20 protein-coding genes and 4 tRNA genes are annotated in these 20,129 nt (G+C 42.3%); 14 read left to right on the top strand and 10 right to left on the bottom strand.

The annotated features are described in order from the left end of the window. Positions 1-30 precede the first annotated feature (30 nt). The 3 genes from trxA to HMPREF9064_RS02560 form a co-directional block, all read right to left on the bottom strand. The gene (gene trxA, locus HMPREF9064_RS02550; RefSeq protein WP_006719089.1) at positions 31-354 is read right to left on the bottom strand and encodes a thioredoxin; all 324 of its coding nucleotides are present in this window, start codon (positions 352-354) and stop codon (positions 31-33) included. A 96-nt stretch (positions 355-450) separates the two neighbouring features. Then, positions 451-1,446, bottom strand: a complete 996-nt coding sequence (locus tag HMPREF9064_RS02555; protein WP_006719088.1) for a 2-hydroxyacid dehydrogenase — start codon at positions 1,444-1,446, stop codon at positions 451-453. A 23-nt stretch (positions 1,447-1,469) separates the two neighbouring features. Continuing rightward, entirely contained in the window at positions 1,470-2,579 is a 1,110-nt protein-coding gene (locus HMPREF9064_RS02560) for a methionine biosynthesis PLP-dependent protein (RefSeq protein WP_006719087.1), read from the bottom strand. 239 nt (positions 2,580-2,818) lie between these two features. On the opposite strand from HMPREF9064_RS02560, the gene HMPREF9064_RS02565 reads away from it, so the two are divergent. The 3 genes from HMPREF9064_RS02565 to HMPREF9064_RS02575 all read left to right on the top strand — a co-directional run bounded on the left by HMPREF9064_RS02565 (position 2,819) and on the right by HMPREF9064_RS02575 (position 3,093). Next, positions 2,819-2,894, top strand: a tRNA-Gly gene (locus tag HMPREF9064_RS02565). 7 nt (positions 2,895-2,901) lie between these two features. After that, a tRNA-Cys gene (locus tag HMPREF9064_RS02570) sits at positions 2,902-2,975 on the top strand. 31 nt (positions 2,976-3,006) lie between these two features. Next, positions 3,007-3,093: transfer RNA gene (locus HMPREF9064_RS02575), tRNA-Leu, on the top strand. Positions 3,094-3,256: 163 nt separating this feature from the next. On the opposite strand, the gene lysC is transcribed toward HMPREF9064_RS02575, so the two are convergent. The 3 genes from lysC to HMPREF9064_RS02590 form a co-directional block, all read right to left on the bottom strand. After that, positions 3,257-4,609: a lysine-sensitive aspartokinase 3 gene (gene lysC, locus HMPREF9064_RS02580; protein ID WP_006719086.1), complete on the bottom strand. Its 1,353-nt coding sequence runs from the start codon at positions 4,607-4,609 to the stop codon at positions 3,257-3,259. A 118-nt stretch (positions 4,610-4,727) separates the two neighbouring features. Continuing rightward, entirely contained in the window at positions 4,728-5,990 is a 1,263-nt protein-coding gene (proA, locus tag HMPREF9064_RS02585) for a glutamate-5-semialdehyde dehydrogenase (RefSeq protein ID WP_006719085.1), read from the bottom strand. An 8-nt stretch (positions 5,991-5,998) separates the two neighbouring features. Next, positions 5,999-6,670 (bottom strand): trimeric intracellular cation channel family protein, encoded by a 672-nt coding sequence (locus HMPREF9064_RS02590; RefSeq protein WP_006719084.1) that lies wholly within the window; start codon positions 6,668-6,670, stop codon positions 5,999-6,001. 211 nt (positions 6,671-6,881) lie between these two features. Between HMPREF9064_RS02590 and HMPREF9064_RS02595 the strand changes: the two genes are divergently transcribed. Further along, on the top strand, positions 6,882-7,688 hold the full coding sequence (locus tag HMPREF9064_RS02595; RefSeq protein ID WP_006719082.1) for a hypothetical protein: 807 nt from the start codon (positions 6,882-6,884) through the stop codon (positions 7,686-7,688). A 97-nt stretch (positions 7,689-7,785) separates the two neighbouring features. On the opposite strand, the gene fbp is transcribed toward HMPREF9064_RS02595, so the two are convergent. Next, positions 7,786-8,790 carry a class 1 fructose-bisphosphatase gene (gene fbp, locus HMPREF9064_RS02600; protein WP_006719080.1) on the bottom strand — a complete coding sequence of 335 codons (1,005 nt, stop codon included), beginning with the start codon at positions 8,788-8,790 and terminating at the stop codon, positions 7,786-7,788. A 154-nt stretch (positions 8,791-8,944) separates the two neighbouring features. Between fbp and mpl the strand changes: the two genes are divergently transcribed. Then, the gene (mpl, locus tag HMPREF9064_RS02605) at positions 8,945-10,318 is read left to right on the top strand and encodes a UDP-N-acetylmuramate:L-alanyl-gamma-D-glutamyl-meso-diaminopimelate ligase (RefSeq protein ID WP_006719078.1); all 1,374 of its coding nucleotides are present in this window, start codon (positions 8,945-8,947) and stop codon (positions 10,316-10,318) included. 50 nt (positions 10,319-10,368) lie between these two features. Here mpl and HMPREF9064_RS02610 read toward each other — a convergent pair. Continuing rightward, positions 10,369-10,445 (bottom strand) — tRNA-Met (locus HMPREF9064_RS02610). Between the two features lie 260 nt (positions 10,446-10,705). Between HMPREF9064_RS02610 and mltA the strand changes: the two genes are divergently transcribed. From mltA to HMPREF9064_RS02630, 4 genes are all read left to right on the top strand, one after another. Further along, positions 10,706-11,812: a murein transglycosylase A gene (gene mltA, locus HMPREF9064_RS02615; RefSeq protein WP_006719076.1), complete on the top strand. Its 1,107-nt coding sequence runs from the start codon at positions 10,706-10,708 to the stop codon at positions 11,810-11,812. Continuing rightward, the gene (tcdA, locus tag HMPREF9064_RS02620) at positions 11,812-12,582 is read left to right on the top strand and encodes a tRNA cyclic N6-threonylcarbamoyladenosine(37) synthase TcdA (protein WP_006719074.1); all 771 of its coding nucleotides are present in this window, start codon (positions 11,812-11,814) and stop codon (positions 12,580-12,582) included. Before mltA ends, tcdA begins: the two co-directional genes overlap by 1 nt. Positions 12,583-12,682: 100 nt before the next feature. Next, positions 12,683-13,726, top strand: coding sequence for a zinc ABC transporter substrate-binding protein ZnuA (gene znuA, locus HMPREF9064_RS02625; RefSeq protein ID WP_006719073.1), 1,044 nt, complete (start codon positions 12,683-12,685; stop codon positions 13,724-13,726). Positions 13,727-13,855: 129 nt separating this feature from the next. After that, positions 13,856-14,668 (top strand): 5'-nucleotidase, lipoprotein e(P4) family, encoded by an 813-nt coding sequence (locus HMPREF9064_RS02630; protein ID WP_006719071.1) that lies wholly within the window; start codon positions 13,856-13,858, stop codon positions 14,666-14,668. A 132-nt stretch (positions 14,669-14,800) separates the two neighbouring features. Here HMPREF9064_RS02630 and HMPREF9064_RS02635 read toward each other — a convergent pair whose 3' ends face one another. Both HMPREF9064_RS02635 and HMPREF9064_RS02640 read right to left on the bottom strand, forming a co-directional pair. After that, complete coding sequence (locus HMPREF9064_RS02635) at positions 14,801-15,199, bottom strand: DoxX family protein (protein ID WP_006719069.1); 399 nt, start codon at positions 15,197-15,199, stop codon at positions 14,801-14,803. Between the two features lie 105 nt (positions 15,200-15,304). After that, the gene (locus tag HMPREF9064_RS02640; protein WP_006719067.1) at positions 15,305-17,071 is read right to left on the bottom strand and encodes a protein-disulfide reductase DsbD; all 1,767 of its coding nucleotides are present in this window, start codon (positions 17,069-17,071) and stop codon (positions 15,305-15,307) included. Between the two features lie 158 nt (positions 17,072-17,229). Here HMPREF9064_RS02640 and HMPREF9064_RS02645 point away from each other — a divergent pair, with 158 nt between their 5' ends. The 5 genes from HMPREF9064_RS02645 (at position 17,230) to smpB (ending at position 20,096) form a co-directional block, all read left to right on the top strand. Beyond that, on the top strand, positions 17,230-17,790 hold the full coding sequence (locus HMPREF9064_RS02645; RefSeq protein ID WP_006719065.1) for an LOG family protein: 561 nt from the start codon (positions 17,230-17,232) through the stop codon (positions 17,788-17,790). Between the two features lie 218 nt (positions 17,791-18,008). Further along, the gene (locus HMPREF9064_RS02650; RefSeq protein WP_032997949.1) at positions 18,009-18,275 is read left to right on the top strand and encodes a type B 50S ribosomal protein L31; all 267 of its coding nucleotides are present in this window, start codon (positions 18,009-18,011) and stop codon (positions 18,273-18,275) included. Positions 18,276-18,284: 9 nt separating this feature from the next. Next, positions 18,285-18,425 (top strand): type B 50S ribosomal protein L36, encoded by a 141-nt coding sequence (gene ykgO, locus HMPREF9064_RS02655; RefSeq protein WP_006719061.1) that lies wholly within the window; start codon positions 18,285-18,287, stop codon positions 18,423-18,425. A 243-nt stretch (positions 18,426-18,668) separates the two neighbouring features. After that, positions 18,669-19,373, top strand: coding sequence for a two-component system response regulator ArcA (arcA, locus tag HMPREF9064_RS02660; protein ID WP_032997947.1), 705 nt, complete (start codon positions 18,669-18,671; stop codon positions 19,371-19,373). A gap of 240 nt (positions 19,374-19,613) precedes the next feature. Continuing rightward, positions 19,614-20,096 carry an SsrA-binding protein SmpB gene (smpB, locus tag HMPREF9064_RS02665; protein WP_006719057.1) on the top strand — a complete coding sequence of 161 codons (483 nt, stop codon included), beginning with the start codon at positions 19,614-19,616 and terminating at the stop codon, positions 20,094-20,096. Positions 20,097-20,129 lie beyond the last annotated feature (33 nt).

Here is a 20,129-nt window from a genome sequence, read left to right as displayed (position 1 = left end):
AAGCAAAAGCTTGGCGTTTTTATGTTTAAATTAAATATTTTGGTTGATAAATGCAGCCAATTGATTTTTTGGTAATGCACCCACTTGAGTGGCAACCGGTTTACCGTCTTTAAACAAGAGTAATGTTGGGATGCTGCGCACACCGAATTGCATTGGGGTAGCTTGGTTGTCATCGATATTGATTTTCACAATTTTTACTTTACCATCAAATTCAGCGGCCAAATCGTCAAGGATTGGGGCAATCATTTTGCAAGGGCCACACCATGGTGCCCAGAAATCTAATAATACCGGCACGTCTGAATTTAATACGTCTGCAACGAAAGTCGCATCGCTGGAATGTAATACTTCACTCATATTCTTTCCTTAATTTGTTAATGTATTGTTATTTAAAACTCGCGCATAATAACATAGCGCATAGGGAATAACATGTATTAGTTTAATCGCTAAAAGCTAAGAAGGCAAAACTACATTATTACAAGGCTTGTCTTTTCCGATGGTGTAAATGTTCGATAAGGTGACATCAGCAATGCTAGTGAGCGCTTCTTCCGTTAAAAACGCTTGGTGTCCCGTCAACAATACGTTGTGACAGGAAGATAAACGACGGAAAACATCATCTTGAATTACTTCGTTCGATTTATCTTCAAAGAATAAATCCCGTTCATTTTCATAAACATCCATGCCCAAAGCGCCGATTTTTCGTTGTTTTAACGCATCAATAGCTGCTTGCGTGTCAATGAGCGTGCCACGACTGGTGTTGATGATCATCACGCCATCTTTCATTTTGGCGAAGGCGTCACGGTTGAGCAGATGGTAGTTTTCCGGTGTCGCCGGGCAATGTAATGTAATCACATGAGCGCGATGATAAAGTTCATCCAAGGTGACATATTCCGCGCCTAACTCCTCTGCTAGTGGATTTTTAAACGGATCGTAGGCCAAAATCTGCATGCCAAAACCTTTGAGAATGCGAATGACGGCAAGGCCGATTTTCCCAGTACCGACCACGCCAACGGTTCGCCCATGCATGTTAAAACCAATCAAACCTTCCAGAGAAAAGTTGGCTTCACGAGTGCGCTGGTAAGCACGATGGATGCGGCGATTTAATGTCATCATCAACCCAACAGTATGTTCTGCCACGGCTTCCGGGGAATATGCCGGCACGCGAACGACCGTTAAGCCAAGTTCTTGTGCGGCTTTCAAGTCCACGTTGTTAAACCCGGCGCAACGTAAGGCAATAATTTTTACCCCAAGTGCGGAGAGTTTTTCCAACACTTTTCGGCTGCCGTCATCATTCACGAAAATACATACGGCTTCACAGTGTTCCGCCATTTTGGCTGTGCGTTCACTGAGCATAAAATCGTAAAATTCCAACTCTAAACCATACTTAGCGTTAATTAACTCTAAATATTTTCGGTCGTAACTTTTCGTACTATATACTGCAACTTTCATTTTGCCCTCCCAATACGTTAAGTTTATTTAAATTGTGCGAATGCCTGTGTTAAATCTGCTTTGATATCTTCTATATTTTCTAAGCCAACGGAAAAACGTAACAGATCATTCGTAATCCCACGTGCAATGCGCTCTGCTTCCGGAATATCCATGTGTGTTTGGGTCGCTGGATAGGTGATGAAACTTTCTGTGCCACCAAGGCTTTCGGCAAAGGTGATGAGTTTAATTGCTTTTAAGAACGTATTTACCCAGGTTTCATTTTGCAAGCGAAAAGACAACATGCCGCCTTTGTTTGGGTACAACACATCTTTTACTTGTGGCTGTTGACGTAAAAAGTCGGCAACGGCGGTCGCATTTTCTTGATGACGTTGCATGCGCAGAGCCAAGGTTTTCATACCACGAATGGTTAGCCAAGAGTCAAACGGTGATAACACAGGGCCGGCACCGTTCTGAATATAAAACAGTCGATCGCAAAGTTCTTTTCCTTTGGCTACGATTAAACCGACTAAAACGTCATTATGTCCTGCAAGGTATTTTGTGCCGCTGTGAACCACAATATCCGCACCATGTTCCATCGGGCGGAACAGCATCGGTGTTAAAAATGTATTATCAACGATCAGTAATAAATTGTGGCGTTTGGCAACCTGTGCAATGGCATCCACATCGCATTCTTCCATTAATGGATTGGAGGGGGTTTCAATAAAAATCGCTTTTGTATTCGGGGTAATTGCGGCTTCAATAGCTTGTACGGAAGCCGTGTTCACATAAACCGGTTTAACACCGTGGGTGTTTTTATAGCAAAAATCCAATAAGCGATAAGTACCGCCATAGACATCACTGGAAACAATCCATTCATCCGGTGCGGTAAATAACGACATCAATAATTGAATAGCCGCCATGCCGGAAGAGCAGGCAAATCCGCGTTCACCTTTTTCTAACTGGGCAATGGTTTCTTCGAGTACGGCACGCGTTGGATTTTTGGTTCGGGTATAGTCAAATCCGGTGCTTTCACCAATGCCGTGATGGCCGTAGGCGGTAGAAAGAAAAATCGGGGTGGAAACAGCGCCTGTACGTTCGTCAGTGCGATTTCCCGCTTGGGCTAATAAGGTCTCAATTGCATATTTTTGTGTCATAAATCTCTCCGAGAAAATAAAAAAATTTTGCACCGCACTTTAAGAAAAAGCGGATTTCATTTTGGCATAAAGTTCTTTTTGATAAAAGGAGATTTCTAACACCTTGATTACAAAAATTAAAATGAAATGCCGTTAAATTTTAATATTTTGCAGTTTTTTTCAACAAACTCACTGATTTCTGAAATTGTTTGTTGACAGTTTTAGAGAAGTCAGTAAAATGCAGCGCACTAACAGCAGATGCGGGAATAGCTCAGTTGGTAGAGCACGACCTTGCCAAGGTCGGGGTCGCGAGTTCGAGCCTCGTTTCCCGCTCCAAACTAACGGCGTGTTAGCAAAGCGGTTATGCACTGGATTGCAAATCCATGTAGCTCGGTTCGACTCCGGGACACGCCTCCATAACCATCCAACGCAGTTAGTGAATCACTCAGCCCGAGTGGTGGAATCGGTAGACACAAGGGATTTAAAATCCCTCGCCTTTCGAGGCGTGCCAGTTCAAGTCTGGCCTCGGGCACCATTTTATGGTAGAGAAAATAACAGTAAGAAACAGTCGCGAAAGCGGCTTTTTTTGTGCCCGAAATTTGTTACCGTTCTAATTGTTGTAAAAAAATTCCTAAAAAAAAAACCGCACTTTAAGTTTTTATTGATACTTAAAAGTGCGGTCTGTTTTTCAACTGTTTTTATTCAAATAATGCCTTATGTAGCAAACGAACAATGTCATCGGCTTTATCGCTATCTGCCAACAAGCAAATATTGTTAGTGCTGGCGCCGTAGCTGATCATGCGGATATTGTACGCATCCAACGTTTCAAAAATACGTTTGGCAACACCGGAAGCCGTGTGCAGTTCATTGCCGATTAAGGCGACCAAAGATAAGCCGGTATCCACTTTCACCGTACAGAATTGGCTTAATTCGTCTATTAACTCCTGAGAGAGTAAGCCGGTGCCGGAAGAGGCTGAACCCATTTTATCCAAGGTTAAGGCAACGCTCACTTCAGATGTTGTGATGGTGTCTACGGAGATTTTGTGTTTGGCTAAAATCGTGAAAATATTCGCTAAAAAACCTTGTGCATACAGCATATTTAAGCTGGAGAGTGTGAGCAAGGTTTGGTCACGACGCAAGGCAATTGCACGGAATGTCGGGCGAGGTTGCGGATTGCGGGTCACCCAAGTGCCTCCGTCTTGTGGTGCTTTACTGGAACCAACATAGACCGGAATATTGCTACGCACTGCAGGGAGTAAGGTTGCCGGGTGCAATACTTTGGCACCGAAGGTTGCCATTTCGGCAGCTTCGGAAAAACTCATGGTATCAATGCGTTGTGCGTTTGACACGATGCGAGGATCGGTGGTGTAAATGCCGGCAACATCGGTCCAAATTAACACATCTTGCGCATTGAGCACTTCAGCGAGTAAAGCGGCAGAGTAGTCGCTTCCGCCACGTCCTAAGGTGGTCGTTTTACCTTGTTCATCACGGCCGATAAAACCTTGGGTAATGACTAACTCACCGCGTTCGATTAACGGTTTCAATAGGTTATTGCAGTTTTGGCGCGTTTGTTCATCGTTTGGTGTGGCTTTGCCGAAATGGCTGTTTGTGGCAACAATGGTACGCACATCCAACCAAGTGGCTTCAATTTGTAATTCACGCAACACTTCCACAAAAATCAAGGAAGACATCATTTCACCGTGGCTGATTAATTCATCGGTTAATGCCAAGGAAGTGGCTAAATTAGCGGCTTCCGCCAATGAGGTGATATTGGCTAATAAGGCCTCTATTTTGGGGCGTACGCGACAGTCGTCTTTTAATTCTGTCAAAATGTTTTCTTGAATTTGACGCACTTCATTCAGCAATTTATTGCGTTCCGCTTCTTCACAACCGTTTGCTAAGGCGACCAATAAGTTGGTGATACCGGCGGAAGCTGAGAGAACAACAACGCGAGTATTGGGATCGGCGATCACGATGTTGGCGCAAGATTGCATGGCGGGGTAGTTGGCGACACTGGTGCCACCGAATTTAGCGACTGAAAGATAAGACATAAAAAACTCCGATAAATAAGTATGATTTGTGTGTTTACTCTACAAATACTGATTTACCGGAGTTTTGTCAAACAATTAATTTTAATTTTTAAATAATATTTAAAAAATGCCCTTTTTTTTAAGAACGGATCGAATAATCGCCTACGCACACCCATTTATAGGTGGTGAGTGCCTCTAATCCCATTGGGCCGCGAGCGTGTAATTTTTGTGTGCTTACCGCCACTTCTGCTCCTAGACCAAATTGTCCGCCGTCAGTAAAACGGGTGCTGGCATTGACATAAACCGCCGCTGAATCCACTTGCGCAATAAATTGCTGTGCCTGCTTTTGCGAAGAGGTCAAAATACTGTCGGAGTGTTGACTGCCATATTGACGAATATGTGCGACGGCTTGTGCTAAATCTTCCACGACAACCACATTTAAATCCAATGACAGCCATTCTTGTTTCAGCTCGGCTTCCACTAATGGCACCACATTGGCACCGGCTTTTTGCAATAAGAAAAGTGCGGTCGGATCTGCGTGTAATTTTACGTTTTTCTCTTTCAACGTTTCTGCCAGTTTAGGTAAAAAGTCATTTGCAATGCTACGTTGTACCAACAGCGTTTCCAAGGTGTTACAGGTGCTTGGGCGTTGTGTTTTTGCATTCAAAATCACCGGCAGTGCTTTTTCCAAATCGGCAGTTTCCTCAATGAACATATGGCAAACGCCGATACCACCGACAATCACCGGAATGGTTGAATGTTCTTTTGCCAATTGATGCAATGCTGCACCGCCACGAGGGATGATCATGTCGACATATTGGTCTAATTTCAGCAATTCCATGACCAGCGCACGATCGGGATCAGTAATGGCTTGAACCGTCGCTTTAGGTAAGCCGGCACGCGCTAAGGCGGTTTGCACCACGTCCACTAAGATTTTATTAGAATGTTGTGTTTCTTTGCCGCCGCGTAGAATGACGGCGTTGCCGGTTTTTAAGCAGAGACTTGCCACATCAATTGTCACATTCGGACGCGCTTCGTAGATCGTGCCGATAACTCCTAAAGGCACGCGAACACGTTCAATTTTGACGCCACTATCTAACACACCGCCGTCAATAAGTTGCCCAACGGGATCCGACAAAGAAATCACATGGCGCACGTCATTAGCGATGCCCTGTAAACGCTCAGGCGTTAACAATAAACGATCAATAATGGCGTCGGATAAACCGTTTTGTTTGGCGGCTTCAATGTCCTGTGCATTGGCGGCTAAGATACGAGCTTGTTCTTGTTCTAATTGCTCGGCGATAAACGCTAAGGCTTGATTTTTTTCGGGTTGGGAAAGTTGGGAAAGTACGAAAGCAGCCTCTTTCGCCTGTTTTCCCATTTCAATTAAATTGACGGACATCTTTTCTCCTATTTCGTTTTTTGCGGTAATTTGTCGTCTTTATGATGCGTTGAAATATCTTGTTCCTGATAATCGAAAATCGGCAGGCCCCATTCAAAGTAAATTGCCATTAAGCGGGTAATAAAGCCGACAATCAAGGTAATGATAATGACGATGTTTTGATCTACCTGTAGATGTTGTAGACCGATGTAAATAGCTGTCGCCAATAACGCCACGCTGGCGTATAGCTCTTTCTGGAACACGAGTGGAATACGATTACACAATAAATCACGCAACACCCCACCGAATGCGCCGGTAATAATGGCGGCAATTACGGCTATTGTCGTGCCGTGCCCCATATCTAACGCGATTTGGGCACCAATAATGGAAAACACAATAAGTCCGACGGCATCCAGCACCAAGAAAATGGTGTGAAAATAACGCATGAAATGGCGAATAAAAGGCGCGATAAACACCGTTAACACCGCAGCCGAGGCTACGATAATAAAATATTCAGGATGTTTTACCCACCCAAGCGGATAATGCCCTAAGAGCACATCGCGCACAGAGCCCCCACCGATAGCGGTCATGCTGGCAATAATAACGACGCCGAAAATATCCATTTTCTCTCGACCTGCGGCAAGGGCGCCGGTAATGGCTTCCGCGGTAATACCAATGATATAGAGAATGCTGAGCAGCATAAGGTTCCTTAAAGTGCGGTGAATTTTTGCGTTATTTTAGAGAGAGAAAGGGCAAAATACCATGTTTTAGATCATAACTTTATTTTGCCTTGTGAGAATTGAAAAAACGTTGTGTTTTTCAACCGCACTTTTGTCCTAGCTTTTGACCGTTTTGGGGAATTCTTGCATAATGCACGGCAATTTTTGTCTTTGTTTATCACAAGGAAATCGTATGTCCGAAGAACAACCTAAATTTTTAACCGCACTTTCGTCTTTCTTCCCCATTTTTTTGTTACTCGTTATTGATCTTTTTGCCTTTTGGTTGCAGCCGCAGCCCAATGTGATGTCGCATTTGGCGCTTGGTGTATTAACTGCACAGCTGATTTGTTTGCTTGCCTTTATTAAAGGTGAAATTTGCAATGGGCAACGTTCCCGTTTAGGGCGGGTAAACCTTTATTTTGGACTATTTTGGGTGGTGTGGCTGCTGTTCAGTTTAGGGACAAGCTATCACAATCTACTCATGGACTTGGTTTGCCTTTGTGGCTTGGCAATGACTATCATCACATGGAAGCAACCGTTTGAGGTTAAATTACGTCATTTCTTCTTAAAAATAGCCGGTTTCATCGGTATGTTGGGTGTCATTGGTTATTGCTTGATGCTGGTTGATGAAGAAAACTTCATTCAATTTAATCCTGTAGCCCAAATCCTGTTAGGGATTATTTTGGCGAATTTAGCTTTAGTGATTTCCCGCAATCGTCTGAAAGGATTTATTGCGTTGTTGATGTTGGCAGCGATTGCCTTTCTGGCACTGAATGCGCTGTTTGTATGTGCGAATTTATTCATTCTTTCTCAACAAAGTGCGGTGGTTTTTAGCAACGAATTTGCTTTATTGCTTTATCTCTTGTTGCATTTAGTGATGGCGGCTATGTTGGCAATCCATGTTTTCAAAAAATGGGCGTTGTCTTATAACAGTCTTCTTATTCTTTTACTTATGACGGCCAGTTTGCCGCTATGGGCGAGTTTTGCGTATTTGATGTAATGCGTTATTTAGGTAAGAAAAAACCTTCTCAATATTGAGGAGGTTTTTTTATGAAAGTCTATCTAAATGCGTTATTTTTCTGACCGCACTTAATTGATTACTCTTTAAAATCACGCATTAATTGTTCGGCTTTTTTCACCATTTCTCTGGAACCGATGAAAAGCGGAACGCGTTGATGTAACGCTGTCGGTTGAATATCCAAAATGCGATTATAACCGTCACTTGCCACGCCGCCGGCTTGTTCTGCTAAGAATGCCATTGGGTTGCCTTCATAGAGTAAACGCAATTTGCCGTTCGGGTAGTTTGTTGCGCTTGGATAAATATAGATGCCGCCTTTAAGCATGTTGCGGTGGAAGTCGGACACCAAAGAACCGATATAACGAGAAGTATAAGGACGTTGAGTTTCTTTATCTTCTTCTTGGCAATATTTCAGGTATTTTTTCACGCCCACCGGGAATTTGAGGTATTGCCCTTCGTTAATGGAATAAATTTTACCGGTTTTTGGAATTTGAATGTTTTCATGAGATAGGCAGAACACACCGAGTGATGGGTCGTAAGTAAAGCCGTTTACACCATTCCCCGTGGTATAAACCAACATGGTGGAGGAGCCATACACGATATAACCTGCAGCCACTTGGCGATTGCCCGGTTGCATGAAGTCTTCTAAGGTGACTGGCGTGCCTACCGGTGAAATGCGGCGATAAATGGAGAAAATGGTACCGACGGCAACGTTAACATCAATATTGGAGGAACCGTCCAATGGGTCGGTTAAAATGACGTATTTCGCGTTGCGACCACGCTCCGTATCAAAGGCAATGAAATTTTCCTCTTCTTCGGAAGCAAAACCGGCCACTTCTTCGCGGCTCATAAGGGCTTGTTTCATCGTGTTATGAGCGAATAAGTCTAATTTCATCTGCGCTTCGCCTTGCACATTTTCTACACCGGAATTACCGATAATATTGTTAGTTAAGCCGGCTTTGTTGATATCACGGTGAATCACTTTTGCCACTAAGCGAATGGAGGACAAAATGCCACTTAATTCCCCTTTAGCATTTGGGTATTCCGCTTGTTTTTCTACAATAAATTCGCCTAACGTTTTCATACTTTTTCCTTATTTGATGAATAAATTTACTCAAATCGTAACTTGGCTTATTATAACATCCTCATTTTCAGATGATTAAAAAGATTCCTATTTCTGTGATTCACAACACATTTTTCGCGTTTACATCAGAAATTGGAATGCATAAGGACTCCAAATGACAACCAAACATGTTCATATTTTAGGTATTTGCGGCACGTTTATGGGCGGTATTGCCATGATCGCCAAACAAATGGGCTACCACGTCACCGGCTCTGACACCAACGTTTACCCGCCGATGAGTACGTTCCTTGCGGAAAACAACATTGAAATCATACCGCACTTTGACCCAAGCCAACTGCAACCGGCACCGGATATGGTGATTGTGGGCAATGCCATGAAACGCGGCAATCCTTGTATTGAATATATGTTGGCAAATAACCTGCCTTATACCTCCGGGCCACAGTGGTTACATGATCATTTATTACGTGATCGTTGGGTTCTGGCCGTGTCAGGCACCCATGGAAAAACCACTACCACCGGGATGCTGACGTGGATTTTGGAACAAAATGGTTTGCAACCGGGCTTTTTAATCGGTGGTATTGCAGGCAATTTCGGGATTTCCGCGCGTTTAGGTAAGAGCCCGTATTTCGTGATTGAAGCGGATGAATATGACACGGCATTTTTTGACAAGCGTTCTAAATTTGTGCATTACAACCCGCGCACGTTGATTATTAATAATATTGGTTTTGATCACGCGGATATTTTTGATGACTTGAAAGCCATTCAACGCCAGTTCCACCACATGATTCGCACCATTCCAAACAATGGGCGAATTCTGTCTTTTGCAAACGAAGAAAGCGTGCAACAAACTTTATCAATGGGCTGTTGGTCTGAATGCCAATATGTCGGTCACGATCAGGAATGGTATGCGGAGCGCATTAAACACGATTGCACTGAATTTGCCGTGTTCCATAACGGTGAAAAAGTGGCTGAAGTACATTGGAATATTGTAGGCGAGCACAATATGCGGAACGGCTTAATGGCGATTGCGGCGGCGCATCATGCGGGCGTGAGTATTGAAAATGCCTGTGCGGCGCTGGGGGTATTTATTAACGCAAAACGCCGCTTGGAAGTGAAGGGTAATGTTCAGGGCGTGACGGTTTACGATGATTTCGCCCATCATCCTACAGAAATACAAGCTACATTGACCGCACTTCGCGATAAAGTAGGGCAAAATGAACGTATTTTGGCAGTGTTGGAACCGCGTTCTAACACCATGAAAATGGGCGTACATAAAGAGGAAATCGCGCCAGCCTTAGAAAAAGCGGATGCGGTATTTTTATTTCAACCGGACACCATTCCGTGGAAAGTGGCGGAAATCGCGGCGCATTTAACTCAGCCGGCGTATGACAGCGATAATTTGGATGACTTTGTTCATCTCATTGCAGCTGAAGCCAAACCAACGGATCATATTTTGGTAATGTCCAACGGCAGCTTTGGTGGCATCCATCAGAAACTGTTAGACGCATTACAAAAGAAATCGGTTTAAGCGATAAGAAAAAAGGCATTCGTAAAAACGAATGCCTTTCTTTTAGAATCTGGTTGCGGGGGCCGGATTTGAACCGACGACCTTCGGGTTATGAGCCCGACGAGCTACCAAGCTGCTCCACCCCGCGTTCGAGGGCGCTAAATATACCTGTTTAAAAATGAATTGCAAGTTTAAACATAAAAATAATGTGTGTTTGTTATAAAAATAGCCGATATGTTGTTTTTTTAAACATGAAATCTCTTTTCCGTCGGGCTAAATGTGAAAAAATATGTCGAAAATCTACCGCACTTTATTGTTATCGCCCACCCGAGGCGCATATTCATTCAGCATAAATTGGTGTAAAATTCGCCCTTCATTTATTTTGTTTATTTTCATTTAGGACTTTGTATGCGCCTTAATCAAACTTTTTGGTCTACATTTTTAACATTATCCGCCATTGTACTTTTGGCTTCTTGTTCCTCCAATGGCGGCAAAACGTCGCGTAATTCGGGGGCATCCGACATTGACCCACAGAAATTTGGTGCGGTTTATCAGGGCAGAAGTTATCAACAAGCGATTTTGGTGCCGGTCAATCAAGTTGAGAACAAAAGTGCGGTCATAAACCAAGGTGATTTTTTAGCGCAGTTATCCAATATTCATAGTTATTCCGGCAAATTAAGCAGTAACTTTGCACCAATTTACGACAAGGTTACTGCCTGGGTACTCGCCGGGGCAAACGTCAACGAATTAAATAATTTTGGGATTCATTCGCAAGTGATGAAAGGCTTTGACGGCTATCAAAACGTGTTAATGACGGGCTATTATTCCCCGGTGATTCATGCTCGCCGCACACAGCAAGGTAAATATAACCAACCGATTTATGCGCTTCCGACACAAAAACGTTTTTCCCGGGCTGAAATTTATGCCGGCGCATTGAAAGGCAAAGGATTAGAACTGGCGTATAGTGATTCTATGATTGATAACTTCTTGCTTGGCGTGCAGGGCAGTGGTTATGTCGATTTTGGTGAAGGCAATTTGAATTATTTTGCGTATGCCGGCCAAAATGGTTACCCGTATGCCGCCGTGGGGCGCTTATTGGTGGAAGATGGCGAGATTCCGAAAGAAAAAATGTCTATTCAGGCGATTCGTGATTGGGCGAATGCAAATCCGTCACGAGTTCAAGGTTTACTCGAGCGTAATCCGTCTTATGTCTTCTTTAAAAATGATCCGCACGGCAAAGTGAAAGGCGCGGCAGGTGTGCCGTTAGTGCCAATGGCTTCGGTGGCTTCTGACCGTGGTGTGATTCCGTTGGGTAGTGTCTTGTTGGTCGAAGTGCCGCAAATGGACAATAGCGGCAACTGGACGGGAGAACATAAACTGCATTTGATGGTGGCATTAGATGTGGGCGGTGCGGTAAACGGACACCATTTCGATTTATATCGTGGTATCGGTGAGCAGGCGGGTCATATTGCCGGCTTGTCAAAACATTATGGTCGCGTTTGGGTGTTGCACTAATGGCACGCGTGGATAATTACGAACAACGTTTCGGCGGTATCGGTCGTTTATATGGTACCGAGGCTTTAGCCCGTTTATGTCAAGCACATATTTGTGTTATTGGTATCGGTGGCGTGGGCTCTTGGGCGGTGGAAGCGCTTGCTCGCTCAGGCGTGGGAAAAATCACGATGATTGATATGGATGATATTTGTGTGACGAATATTAACCGCCAAATTCATGCCTTGACGGGCAATATTGGTCAGCTCAAAACAGAGGTCATGCAACAACGAGTAAAATTGATCAATCCCGAATGCGATGTCAATGTGATTGATGATTTTATTTCTGCGGAGAATTTATCCCAATATCTTCATGCAGGCTACGATTATGTCATTGATGCTATTGATAATGTCAAAACAAAAGCGGCGTTAATTGTCTACTGTAAACGCCATAAAATCAAAGTTATCACCGTGGGGGGCGCCGGTGGGCAAACAGATCCCAGTCAAATTCAAATTGCCGATTTAAGCCGCACCATTCAAGATCCACTGCTGGCAAAAGTGCGGTCGGTTTTACGCAAGGATTATCATTTCACGCAAAATCCAAAACGTAAATTTTCTATCGAGGCGGTCTTTTCTACCCAACCACTGATTTTTCCTCAAATGGGGGAAAACTGCTCTGCGTCTGCCACCATGAATTGTGCCAATGGGTTTGGTGCAGCAACGATGATTACGGCGACGTTTGGTTTTTTTGCAGTTTCTCGTGTCATTGATAAGTTATTACAGAAAAAGGATTGACTTATTTTTTTTTATAAAAAAAGATAGTCATCTAAATAAAAAAAGAGTAACCTAGCTGCGTTTTGTTCAACTTACCTATCTCATCATAGAAGGAAATACAATGACTCAATTAGTACAAGGTTTGAAAAAAACGGCGATTGCCGCAGCGATTCTTTCTTTCTCTGCAGTGGCTTCCGCTACGATTGTCACTTCCATTAAACCGCTTGGGTTTATTGCTAGCGCGATTGCAAATGGGGTAACAGATGTGGATGTATTAGTGCCGACAGGCGCTTCTCCACACGATTACAATTTGAAACCCTCCGATGCACAAAAATTAAAATCTGCTGAAATGGTGGTTTGGATTGGCGAAGACGTAGATCTATTTTTGGATAAATCTATTGATGATCTAGATTATAAAAAAGTCTTAACCATTAAAGACATTGCCGCGATTGAACCTTTCCTCATGAAAGGCGAGCATCACCATCATCACGGTGAAGGCGATGCCCATGAACACGGCCATGAAGGTCATCATCATGCGCACGAAGGGCATGACCACAAACATGCACACGGCGATCACGATCATAAACACGAGCACGCTGGACATGAACATGCACATGAAGGACATGAACATCATCATGACGATGATGCTTCGATTAACTGGCATGTATGGTATTCACCGGATATCAGTAAAGTTGTGGCACAACGTATTGCCGCAAAACTGGTAAAACAATATCCGGAGAAAAAAGCACTGATTGAAAAAAACGTCGAGGAATTTGACCGCACTTTGGCTGAAACCAGTGTGAAAATTAAAGCGCAATTAGAAAACGTAAAAGACAAAGGCTTCTATGTCTTCCACGATGCTTATGGCTATTTCAATCAAGCCTATGGTTTAAATCAAACCGGTTATTTCACCATTAATCCGTTGGTGGCGCCGGGAGCAAAAACCTTAGCAAAAATTAAAGAAGAAATTGCTGAACACAAAGTCAGTTGCTTATTTGCTGAACCTCAGTTCACACCAAAAGTGATTGAAAGTTTAAGCAAAGCGACACAAGTAAAAGTCGGACGCCTTGACCCGATGGGCGATAGCGTCAAAGCGGAAGGCAACCCTTATGCGGCTTTCTTGCAGTTTACCGCAGACAGCTATAGCCAATGTTTAGCGAAATAAACATATCAATAAAAGGCATGTGTTAAACATGCCTTTTTTGTTTTTATGGCTATTGAATAAAATAGTCCCCTGATTCAAAATAGGGGTGCTATTGTTTTTAGCGATTTATCAAACCCAAAGGAGAATTTCATGAAAAAAACATTAAAAATGACCGCACTTGCCGTGGTTTCTGCGTTTGTATTAGCCGGTTGTACTCATCAGGCGACACAAGGCGACGCTCAATTACAGCAACAAGCAGTGTTAGGCATTAACTGGATGCAAGAATCCGGTGAATACAATGCATTGGCGTATCAAGCTTTTAATACGGCAAAAGTCGCCTTTGATCACGCAAAAGTGAAAAAAGGCAAGAAAAAAGCGGTTGTAGTGGATTTGGATGAAACTATGATTGATAACAGCCCATATGCAGGTTGGCAAATCCAAAATAACAAACCATTTGATGGCAAAGATTGGACTCGTTGGGTTGATGCGAGAGAATCAGGCGCTATTGCCGGTGCGGTAGAATTTAATAATTACGTTAATTCACACAAAGGCAAAATGTTCTATGTGTCTAATCGTAAAGACAAAAATGAAAAAGCTGGCACCATTGATGACATGAAACGTTTAGGTTTTACGGGTGTTGATGAATCTTCTCTTTACCTCAAAAAAGATAAATCTGCCAAATCTGCTCGTTTTGCTGAAATCGAAAGCCAAGGTTATGACATCGTACTTTATGTCGGTGATAACTTAGATGATTTCGGTGATGCAACACACGGTAAATTAAATGCAGATCGTCGTGATTTTGTGGCGAAAAACCAAGCGAAATTCGGTAAAACTTACATTGTGTTACCTAACCCGAACTACGGTGGTTGGGAAGGCGGTTTAGCTAAAGATTATTTCAAAGGTGATTCCCAAAGCCAAGTGAAAGCCCGTTTAGATGCTATTAAAGCATGGAGCGGTAAATAATTTCCTTGCGAAAAAACGCCGATAAAAATGACCGCACTTGAAGTAAACCTCAAGTGCGGTTTTTTATTGTTTCATTTGATATAGAAAAAAGGATGAGGTGCGTCCTCATCCTTTTTATCTCCATCGGAGAGATTATTTTTTACTGATTTTGTTATCTAATGCGAATGCACCGGCGCCGGCAAATACAAAATATAAGAAGATAAAGCAGTATAAAAATGCGGTTTCACCGCCATTGGCCAATGGAAATAAGAAACCTTTAGGCGCATGGAACATGAAGTAAGCGACCGCCATTTGGCCACTTAGTAAGAAAGCGGAGACGCGAGTAAATAAACCTAAAATTAAGAGAATACCGAATATAAGTTCAATGATGCCGCCTACGCCCATTAATGAAGCCAATTCCACAGCGCCATTGCCGCCAGTCATGGAAACAGGGAATTCCCAGAATTTTGCTGTTGCGTGCAACACAAAAGCATAGCCTGAAACGATACGTAATAAACCTAAAAAGTAGTTGCTGTATTTGTTTAAAAACATTTTTCCTTTCCTTAAATAGAAGTAATCAAGATTGAGGTTGCATATGCTAACAATTAATCTCGAAGAAAAAAATGACTAAAAAAGAAAAGGATTTTTTCTTAATCGTTAATGAATGCTGTTTTTAGCCGCTTGGAGTGTTTGCAAAAATGTCTCACTTTCCATAAAACCGGTAATGCGCTGGGCTCCGATTTCTTTGCCTTCGGCATTAAAGAAAATCAATGTCGGCAAACCGGTTACCGATAACTGTTTCATTAAAGTGCGGTTATTTTCGCTGTTATTCGTCATATCGATTCTTAACAATAAAACGTCTTTTAACGCCGCCTGCACCTTTGAATCGGCAAAGGTTTTATGATCAAACTCTTTGCAGGCAATACACCAATCTGCATAGAGATCGATCATTGCCATGGCTTTGGGATTTTGTGCTAATGCTTGTTGAAGCTCGTCGTAGCTGTGCACTTGTTGAAATTCAAGTGAATTTTGAACCGCACTTTGGTTCTCTTTGGATTGCGTATTATTTTGCCATAACCATGTTTGTAACGGCTGAGCGAGTGCCATGGCTGCGATGAGGAATACAATACGGAAGAATAATCCGATGCCGTAGGTACGCATTTGCATGGCTAGCCAGACAAAGAAACTTACGCCGAGTAATGCCCATAAACGAGGTTCCCAAACGGCAGGAAGAATACGGGAAAGTAAAAACACCGGTAACGCTAACATGACAAAACCAAATGCGGTTTTTACGTTTTCCATCCAAGCGCCGGATTTTGGTAGGATTTTGTTGCCGAAGACGGTAATTAGAATGAGCGGTAAACCCATGCCGAGGGCTAATAAATACAAAGTTAACGCACCGATCACAAAATCCCCTGATTGCGCTACATACAGCAATGCGCCTGATAGCGGGGCTGAGGTGCAAGGCGAAGCCACTAAACCGGCGATTGCGCCCATGGCAAATACACCGAAAAAGGCACCGCTCTTTTGTTGTTGACTGAGCTGAGTCAGTTTAGTTTGCAGGGAGGAGGGCAGTTGTAAGGTAAATACACCAAACATTGAAAGCGCCAGCAAGGTGAAAACCAGCGACAATCCAATTAAAACATAAGGGCTTTGTAACGCCACTTGGAACGGTAAACCGATGAGTACGACCAATAAACCCAATAAAGTATAAGTTAATGCCATGCCTTGCACATACACGAAACTTAACGCCAAAGCTCGCCATGTGCTACTTTTTTCTGTGCGGCTACCAATCACGATGGCTGATAACAACGGTAGCATCGGGAGGACGCAAGGGGTAAAAGCCAACCCGATACCGAGGACAAAAAACCACAACATGGCATACTTGCTCTGAAATAGGCTGTCAGCAAGTTGATTTTGATGTGATGATAAAACATCTGAATTTCCTACCGCACTTTGCAATTCATCCGCTTTCAGTTGCGCGGTCATAGCCACTTGTGGAATTTCACCGAGTACAAACTGTTTGGTTTCCGGCGGATAACAAAAGCCTTGGGTACAACCTTGGTAGGTAACGTCTAAAAGATCTTGCGCACCTTTATTTGGCAGCGGTAACTTAAGGGCGAGTTGGCGCTTGAAAATATTTACTGTGCCGAAATAAGGATCTTGATACTGTTCCGCTGTAGTTAAAAATTGCGGTTGAACGTCAATTGGCTGACCGTTAAGTGAAAATTCCAGCTTGTCTTGGTAAAGATAGTAATTGTCGATAATTTGCCAATTCAACAAAATATTTTCATGCTGCTGTTCTGCATGTAGCTGAAATGCTTGATCCACCGGTAAAAATTTCGGTTTATTATTGAAGAGATCCGCAGCTTGTAGGCTCAATGTTGTGAGTAAACAGAACGCGAGAAGAAGATATTTTTTCATAAGATACAGTGATGATTTTCCATAAAATGGGGCACATTCTAGCACTACAGAAAACAAATTGCTGTAAAATATCGCACCTTATGGTCTGGTCGCGTTTTTTGTGAAATAAATTCACAGCGAGCCGACTTTATACGAAGTCATATTATTGAGGGAATAAAATGAATATCACCGTTTATTGTGGTGCGGCATTGGGAAATGTACCGGCATATCAGCAGGCAACAATTGAGTTGGGTAAATGGCTTGCACAACATCATCATCGATTGATTTATGGTGGTGGCAAAGCAGGACTCATGGGATTGTTGGCAGATACCGTATTATCTCATGGTGGGGAAGTGATAGGCGTGATTCCCGCATTTTTACGAGAAAGGGAAGTTGCGCACAGTGGCTGTACAGAAATTATCGTGGTCAATTCTATGGCGGAACGGAAAGCAAAGATGTTGGCATTTGCTGATGCTTGTATTGCGTTGCCTGGTGGACCGGGAACACTAGAAGAAATCTGTGAAGTGTATTCTTGGTCGCGTATTGGACAAAATCCGCATCCTTGTATTTTATTTAACCAAAATGGTTTTTATGAACCGCTCAGAAACATGTATCAAAGCATGGTAAGTGAGGGATTCTTGAGTCAAACACATTTTGACAAATTGTTATTCAGTACAGATCTTCTTGAAATAGAACAGTTTATTAAATCCTATCAAGCACCTGAAATAAGAACTTATTAGGTTTTTATTAAAGTGCGGTCGAAAATAACATTGTTTTTTATAAAAATTAATTAGGCATCTTGAGTGTTTTTCTAAGTTATTTTTGCTTATGTAAAGCTTGATTCAACACTTTTTTCTACCTCCTTATTTTTTTAATTAAAATAAGTTTGCTTGGGTGGCGTTTTTTGTGTAACATGGCGCGCATTGTTATTTTTCATCAAGAAATAAGGTTGTGTAAAATGAAAAAAGGGATTCATCCGGAAAATTATCGTACCGTTCTTTTTTATGATTCCAATGCTAAGCAAGGCTTTTTGATTCGCTCTTGTGCCAGAACCACAAACACCATGAAGTGGGAAGATGGCAAAGAATATCCGGTATTTATGTGTGATACGTCCTCGGCATCACATCCATTTTATACCGGTAAAGTTAGACAAGTTGCCAATGAAGGGCGTGCAAGCGATTTTGCTAATCGTTATGGCAAGTTCGGCATTTTCAAATCGAAATAAGGAATGTTTATGCAAGTTTTATCTTCATTAAAAACAGCAAAAACTCGCCATCCTGGTTGTAAAGTCGTGCGTCGTCATGGTGTCGTATATGTGATTTGTAAAGAAAACCCGCGTTTTAAAGCGCGTCAGGGTGGTAAGAAAAAACGTTGATTTCTCTCGTACTTTAGCTTTGTGTGTAACTTTAGCGAGTCCTTCAATAACATTGTTTATTGAAGGATTTTTTATTTGTCGAATCCTGTTGATTTTATGATATAGATCATAAAATCAAAGGCGAATAAATTCTCATTTAATTGTTTTTGTTGTTACAATAATGTTGCAATTATAAAATTCAGGTTATGTGTTGTCGAATAACTGAATACCGAAGTAATAACTAAGAAAATGAAGGATTTGCTAATGCAAACGCCACAAATTTTAATTGTTGAAGATGAAACGATTACCAGAAATACATTAAAAAGTATTTTTGAAGCCGAAGGATATGATGTTTTTGAAGCGGCTGACGGTTCCCAAATGCACCGAATTCTAGAAACAGAAGACATTAATTTGGTCATTATGGATATTAATTTGCCGGGGAAAAATGGTTTAATGCTTGCCCGCGAATTGCGTGAGAATGCAGACATCGCGCTGATGTTTTTAACCGGTCGGGATAATGAAGTGGATAAAATTCTCGGCTTGGAAATTGGGGCGGATGATTACATTACTAAACCGTTTAATCCACGTGAATTAACGATTCGTGCACGCAATTTATTACAGCGCACAATGCAGGAAAATCAGCGTGCTCATCAAATTGAACAATATAAATTTAATGGTTGGACATTAGATTTAAATAGCCGTACTTTGGTTACGCCGGAAGGCGAAGAGCGTAAGCTACCGCGCAGTGAATTTCGTGCTATGTTGCATTTCTGCGAAAATCCGGGAAAAATTCAAACCCGTGAAGAATTATTGAAAAAAATGACAGGACGCGAACTTAAGCCACAAGATCGCACGGTGGATGTTACGATTCGCCGTATTCGAAAACATTTTGAAGATCATCCTGATACCCCGGAAATTATCACGACCATTCACGGAGAAGGTTATCGCTTTTGTGGAGAGTTAGAATAAAGGGAATCAGCGCATTGGGCGCTGATTTTTTTTATTCCCAAAGAAAAAAGTGCGGTGGTTTTTTTGCCATTTCTACGTAAAGGAAATGACCGGATACATTTCACTCCTTAAGAGTATTAAAAATTAACAAGTCGCCTTTATTGCCAAACGGGAGACAAATTATCCTTATTGTGTGCTTTTGCTATCTTTGCGTGGATTCGGTAGAATGTGCGCCAATTTATGTTTAATTTCCAATAATATATGACCAAGAAAAAAGTAAAACCCGGTTCTAATACGATCGCATTAAATAAGCGCGCGAGACACGATTATTTTATTGAAGGTGAAATTGAGGCAGGTCTTGAATTGCAAGGCTGGGAAGTGAAATCTATGCGCGCCGGCAAAGCAAATTTAAGTGATAGTTATGTTATTTTTAAAAATGGTGAAGCTTTTTTATTTGGCGCGAGCATTCAACCTTTAAGTGTCGCATCAACCCATGTGGTGTGTGACCCAACTCGAACCCGTAAATTATTGCTGAAACAACGTGAATTGGATTCTTTATTCGGCAAAGCAAATCGTGATGGATTTACGTTAATTGCCCTTTCTTTATATTGGAAAGGTGCATGGGCAAAAGTCAAAATTGGTTTGGCGAAGGGTAAGAAACAACAGGATAAGCGGGAAGATATTAAAGAGCGCGAGTGGAAAGTGGCAAAAGAGCGAATCATGAAAAATGCACGAAAAGGCTAGTTTTTTCTGCGGTAATTCATAAAAAAAGTGCGG

Source organism: Aggregatibacter segnis ATCC 33393 (genome assembly GCF_000185305.1).
GTDB classification, from domain to species: Bacteria; Pseudomonadota; Gammaproteobacteria; order Enterobacterales; family Pasteurellaceae; genus Aggregatibacter; species Aggregatibacter segnis.
Note: the sequence above shows the minus strand (reverse complement) of the source record. Positions and strands in the feature narration are given on the sequence as shown.

Excerpts from the sequence above, each read along its gene's own strand:
- trxA (WP_006719089.1), bottom strand. The coding sequence starts at position 354 with ATGAGTGAAGTATTACATTCCAGCGATGCGACTTTCGTTGCAGACGTA.
- HMPREF9064_RS02555 (WP_006719088.1), bottom strand. The coding sequence starts at position 1,446 with ATGAAAGTTGCAGTATATAGTACGAAAAGTTACGACCGAAAATATTTA.
- HMPREF9064_RS02560 (WP_006719087.1), bottom strand. The coding sequence starts at position 2,579 with ATGACACAAAAATATGCAATTGAGACCTTATTAGCCCAAGCGGGAAAT.
- lysC (WP_006719086.1), bottom strand. The coding sequence starts at position 4,609 with ATGTCTTATCTTTCAGTCGCTAAATTCGGTGGCACCAGTGTCGCCAAC.
- proA (WP_006719085.1), bottom strand. The coding sequence starts at position 5,990 with ATGTCCGTCAATTTAATTGAAATGGGAAAACAGGCGAAAGAGGCTGCT.
- HMPREF9064_RS02590 (WP_006719084.1), bottom strand. The coding sequence starts at position 6,670 with ATGCTGCTCAGCATTCTCTATATCATTGGTATTACCGCGGAAGCCATT.
- HMPREF9064_RS02595 (WP_006719082.1), top strand. The coding sequence starts at position 6,882 with ATGTCCGAAGAACAACCTAAATTTTTAACCGCACTTTCGTCTTTCTTC.
- fbp (WP_006719080.1), bottom strand. The coding sequence starts at position 8,790 with ATGAAAACGTTAGGCGAATTTATTGTAGAAAAACAAGCGGAATACCCA.
- mpl (WP_006719078.1), top strand. The coding sequence starts at position 8,945 with ATGACAACCAAACATGTTCATATTTTAGGTATTTGCGGCACGTTTATG.
- mltA (WP_006719076.1), top strand. The coding sequence starts at position 10,706 with ATGCGCCTTAATCAAACTTTTTGGTCTACATTTTTAACATTATCCGCC.
- tcdA (WP_006719074.1), top strand. The coding sequence starts at position 11,812 with ATGGCACGCGTGGATAATTACGAACAACGTTTCGGCGGTATCGGTCGT.
- znuA (WP_006719073.1), top strand. The coding sequence starts at position 12,683 with ATGACTCAATTAGTACAAGGTTTGAAAAAAACGGCGATTGCCGCAGCG.
- HMPREF9064_RS02630 (WP_006719071.1), top strand. The coding sequence starts at position 13,856 with ATGAAAAAAACATTAAAAATGACCGCACTTGCCGTGGTTTCTGCGTTT.
- HMPREF9064_RS02635 (WP_006719069.1), bottom strand. The coding sequence starts at position 15,199 with ATGTTTTTAAACAAATACAGCAACTACTTTTTAGGTTTATTACGTATC.
- HMPREF9064_RS02640 (WP_006719067.1), bottom strand. The coding sequence starts at position 17,071 with ATGAAAAAATATCTTCTTCTCGCGTTCTGTTTACTCACAACATTGAGC.
- HMPREF9064_RS02645 (WP_006719065.1), top strand. The coding sequence starts at position 17,230 with ATGAATATCACCGTTTATTGTGGTGCGGCATTGGGAAATGTACCGGCA.
- HMPREF9064_RS02650 (WP_032997949.1), top strand. The coding sequence starts at position 18,009 with ATGAAAAAAGGGATTCATCCGGAAAATTATCGTACCGTTCTTTTTTAT.
- ykgO (WP_006719061.1), top strand. The coding sequence starts at position 18,285 with ATGCAAGTTTTATCTTCATTAAAAACAGCAAAAACTCGCCATCCTGGT.
- arcA (WP_032997947.1), top strand. The coding sequence starts at position 18,669 with ATGCAAACGCCACAAATTTTAATTGTTGAAGATGAAACGATTACCAGA.
- smpB (WP_006719057.1), top strand. The coding sequence starts at position 19,614 with ATGACCAAGAAAAAAGTAAAACCCGGTTCTAATACGATCGCATTAAAT.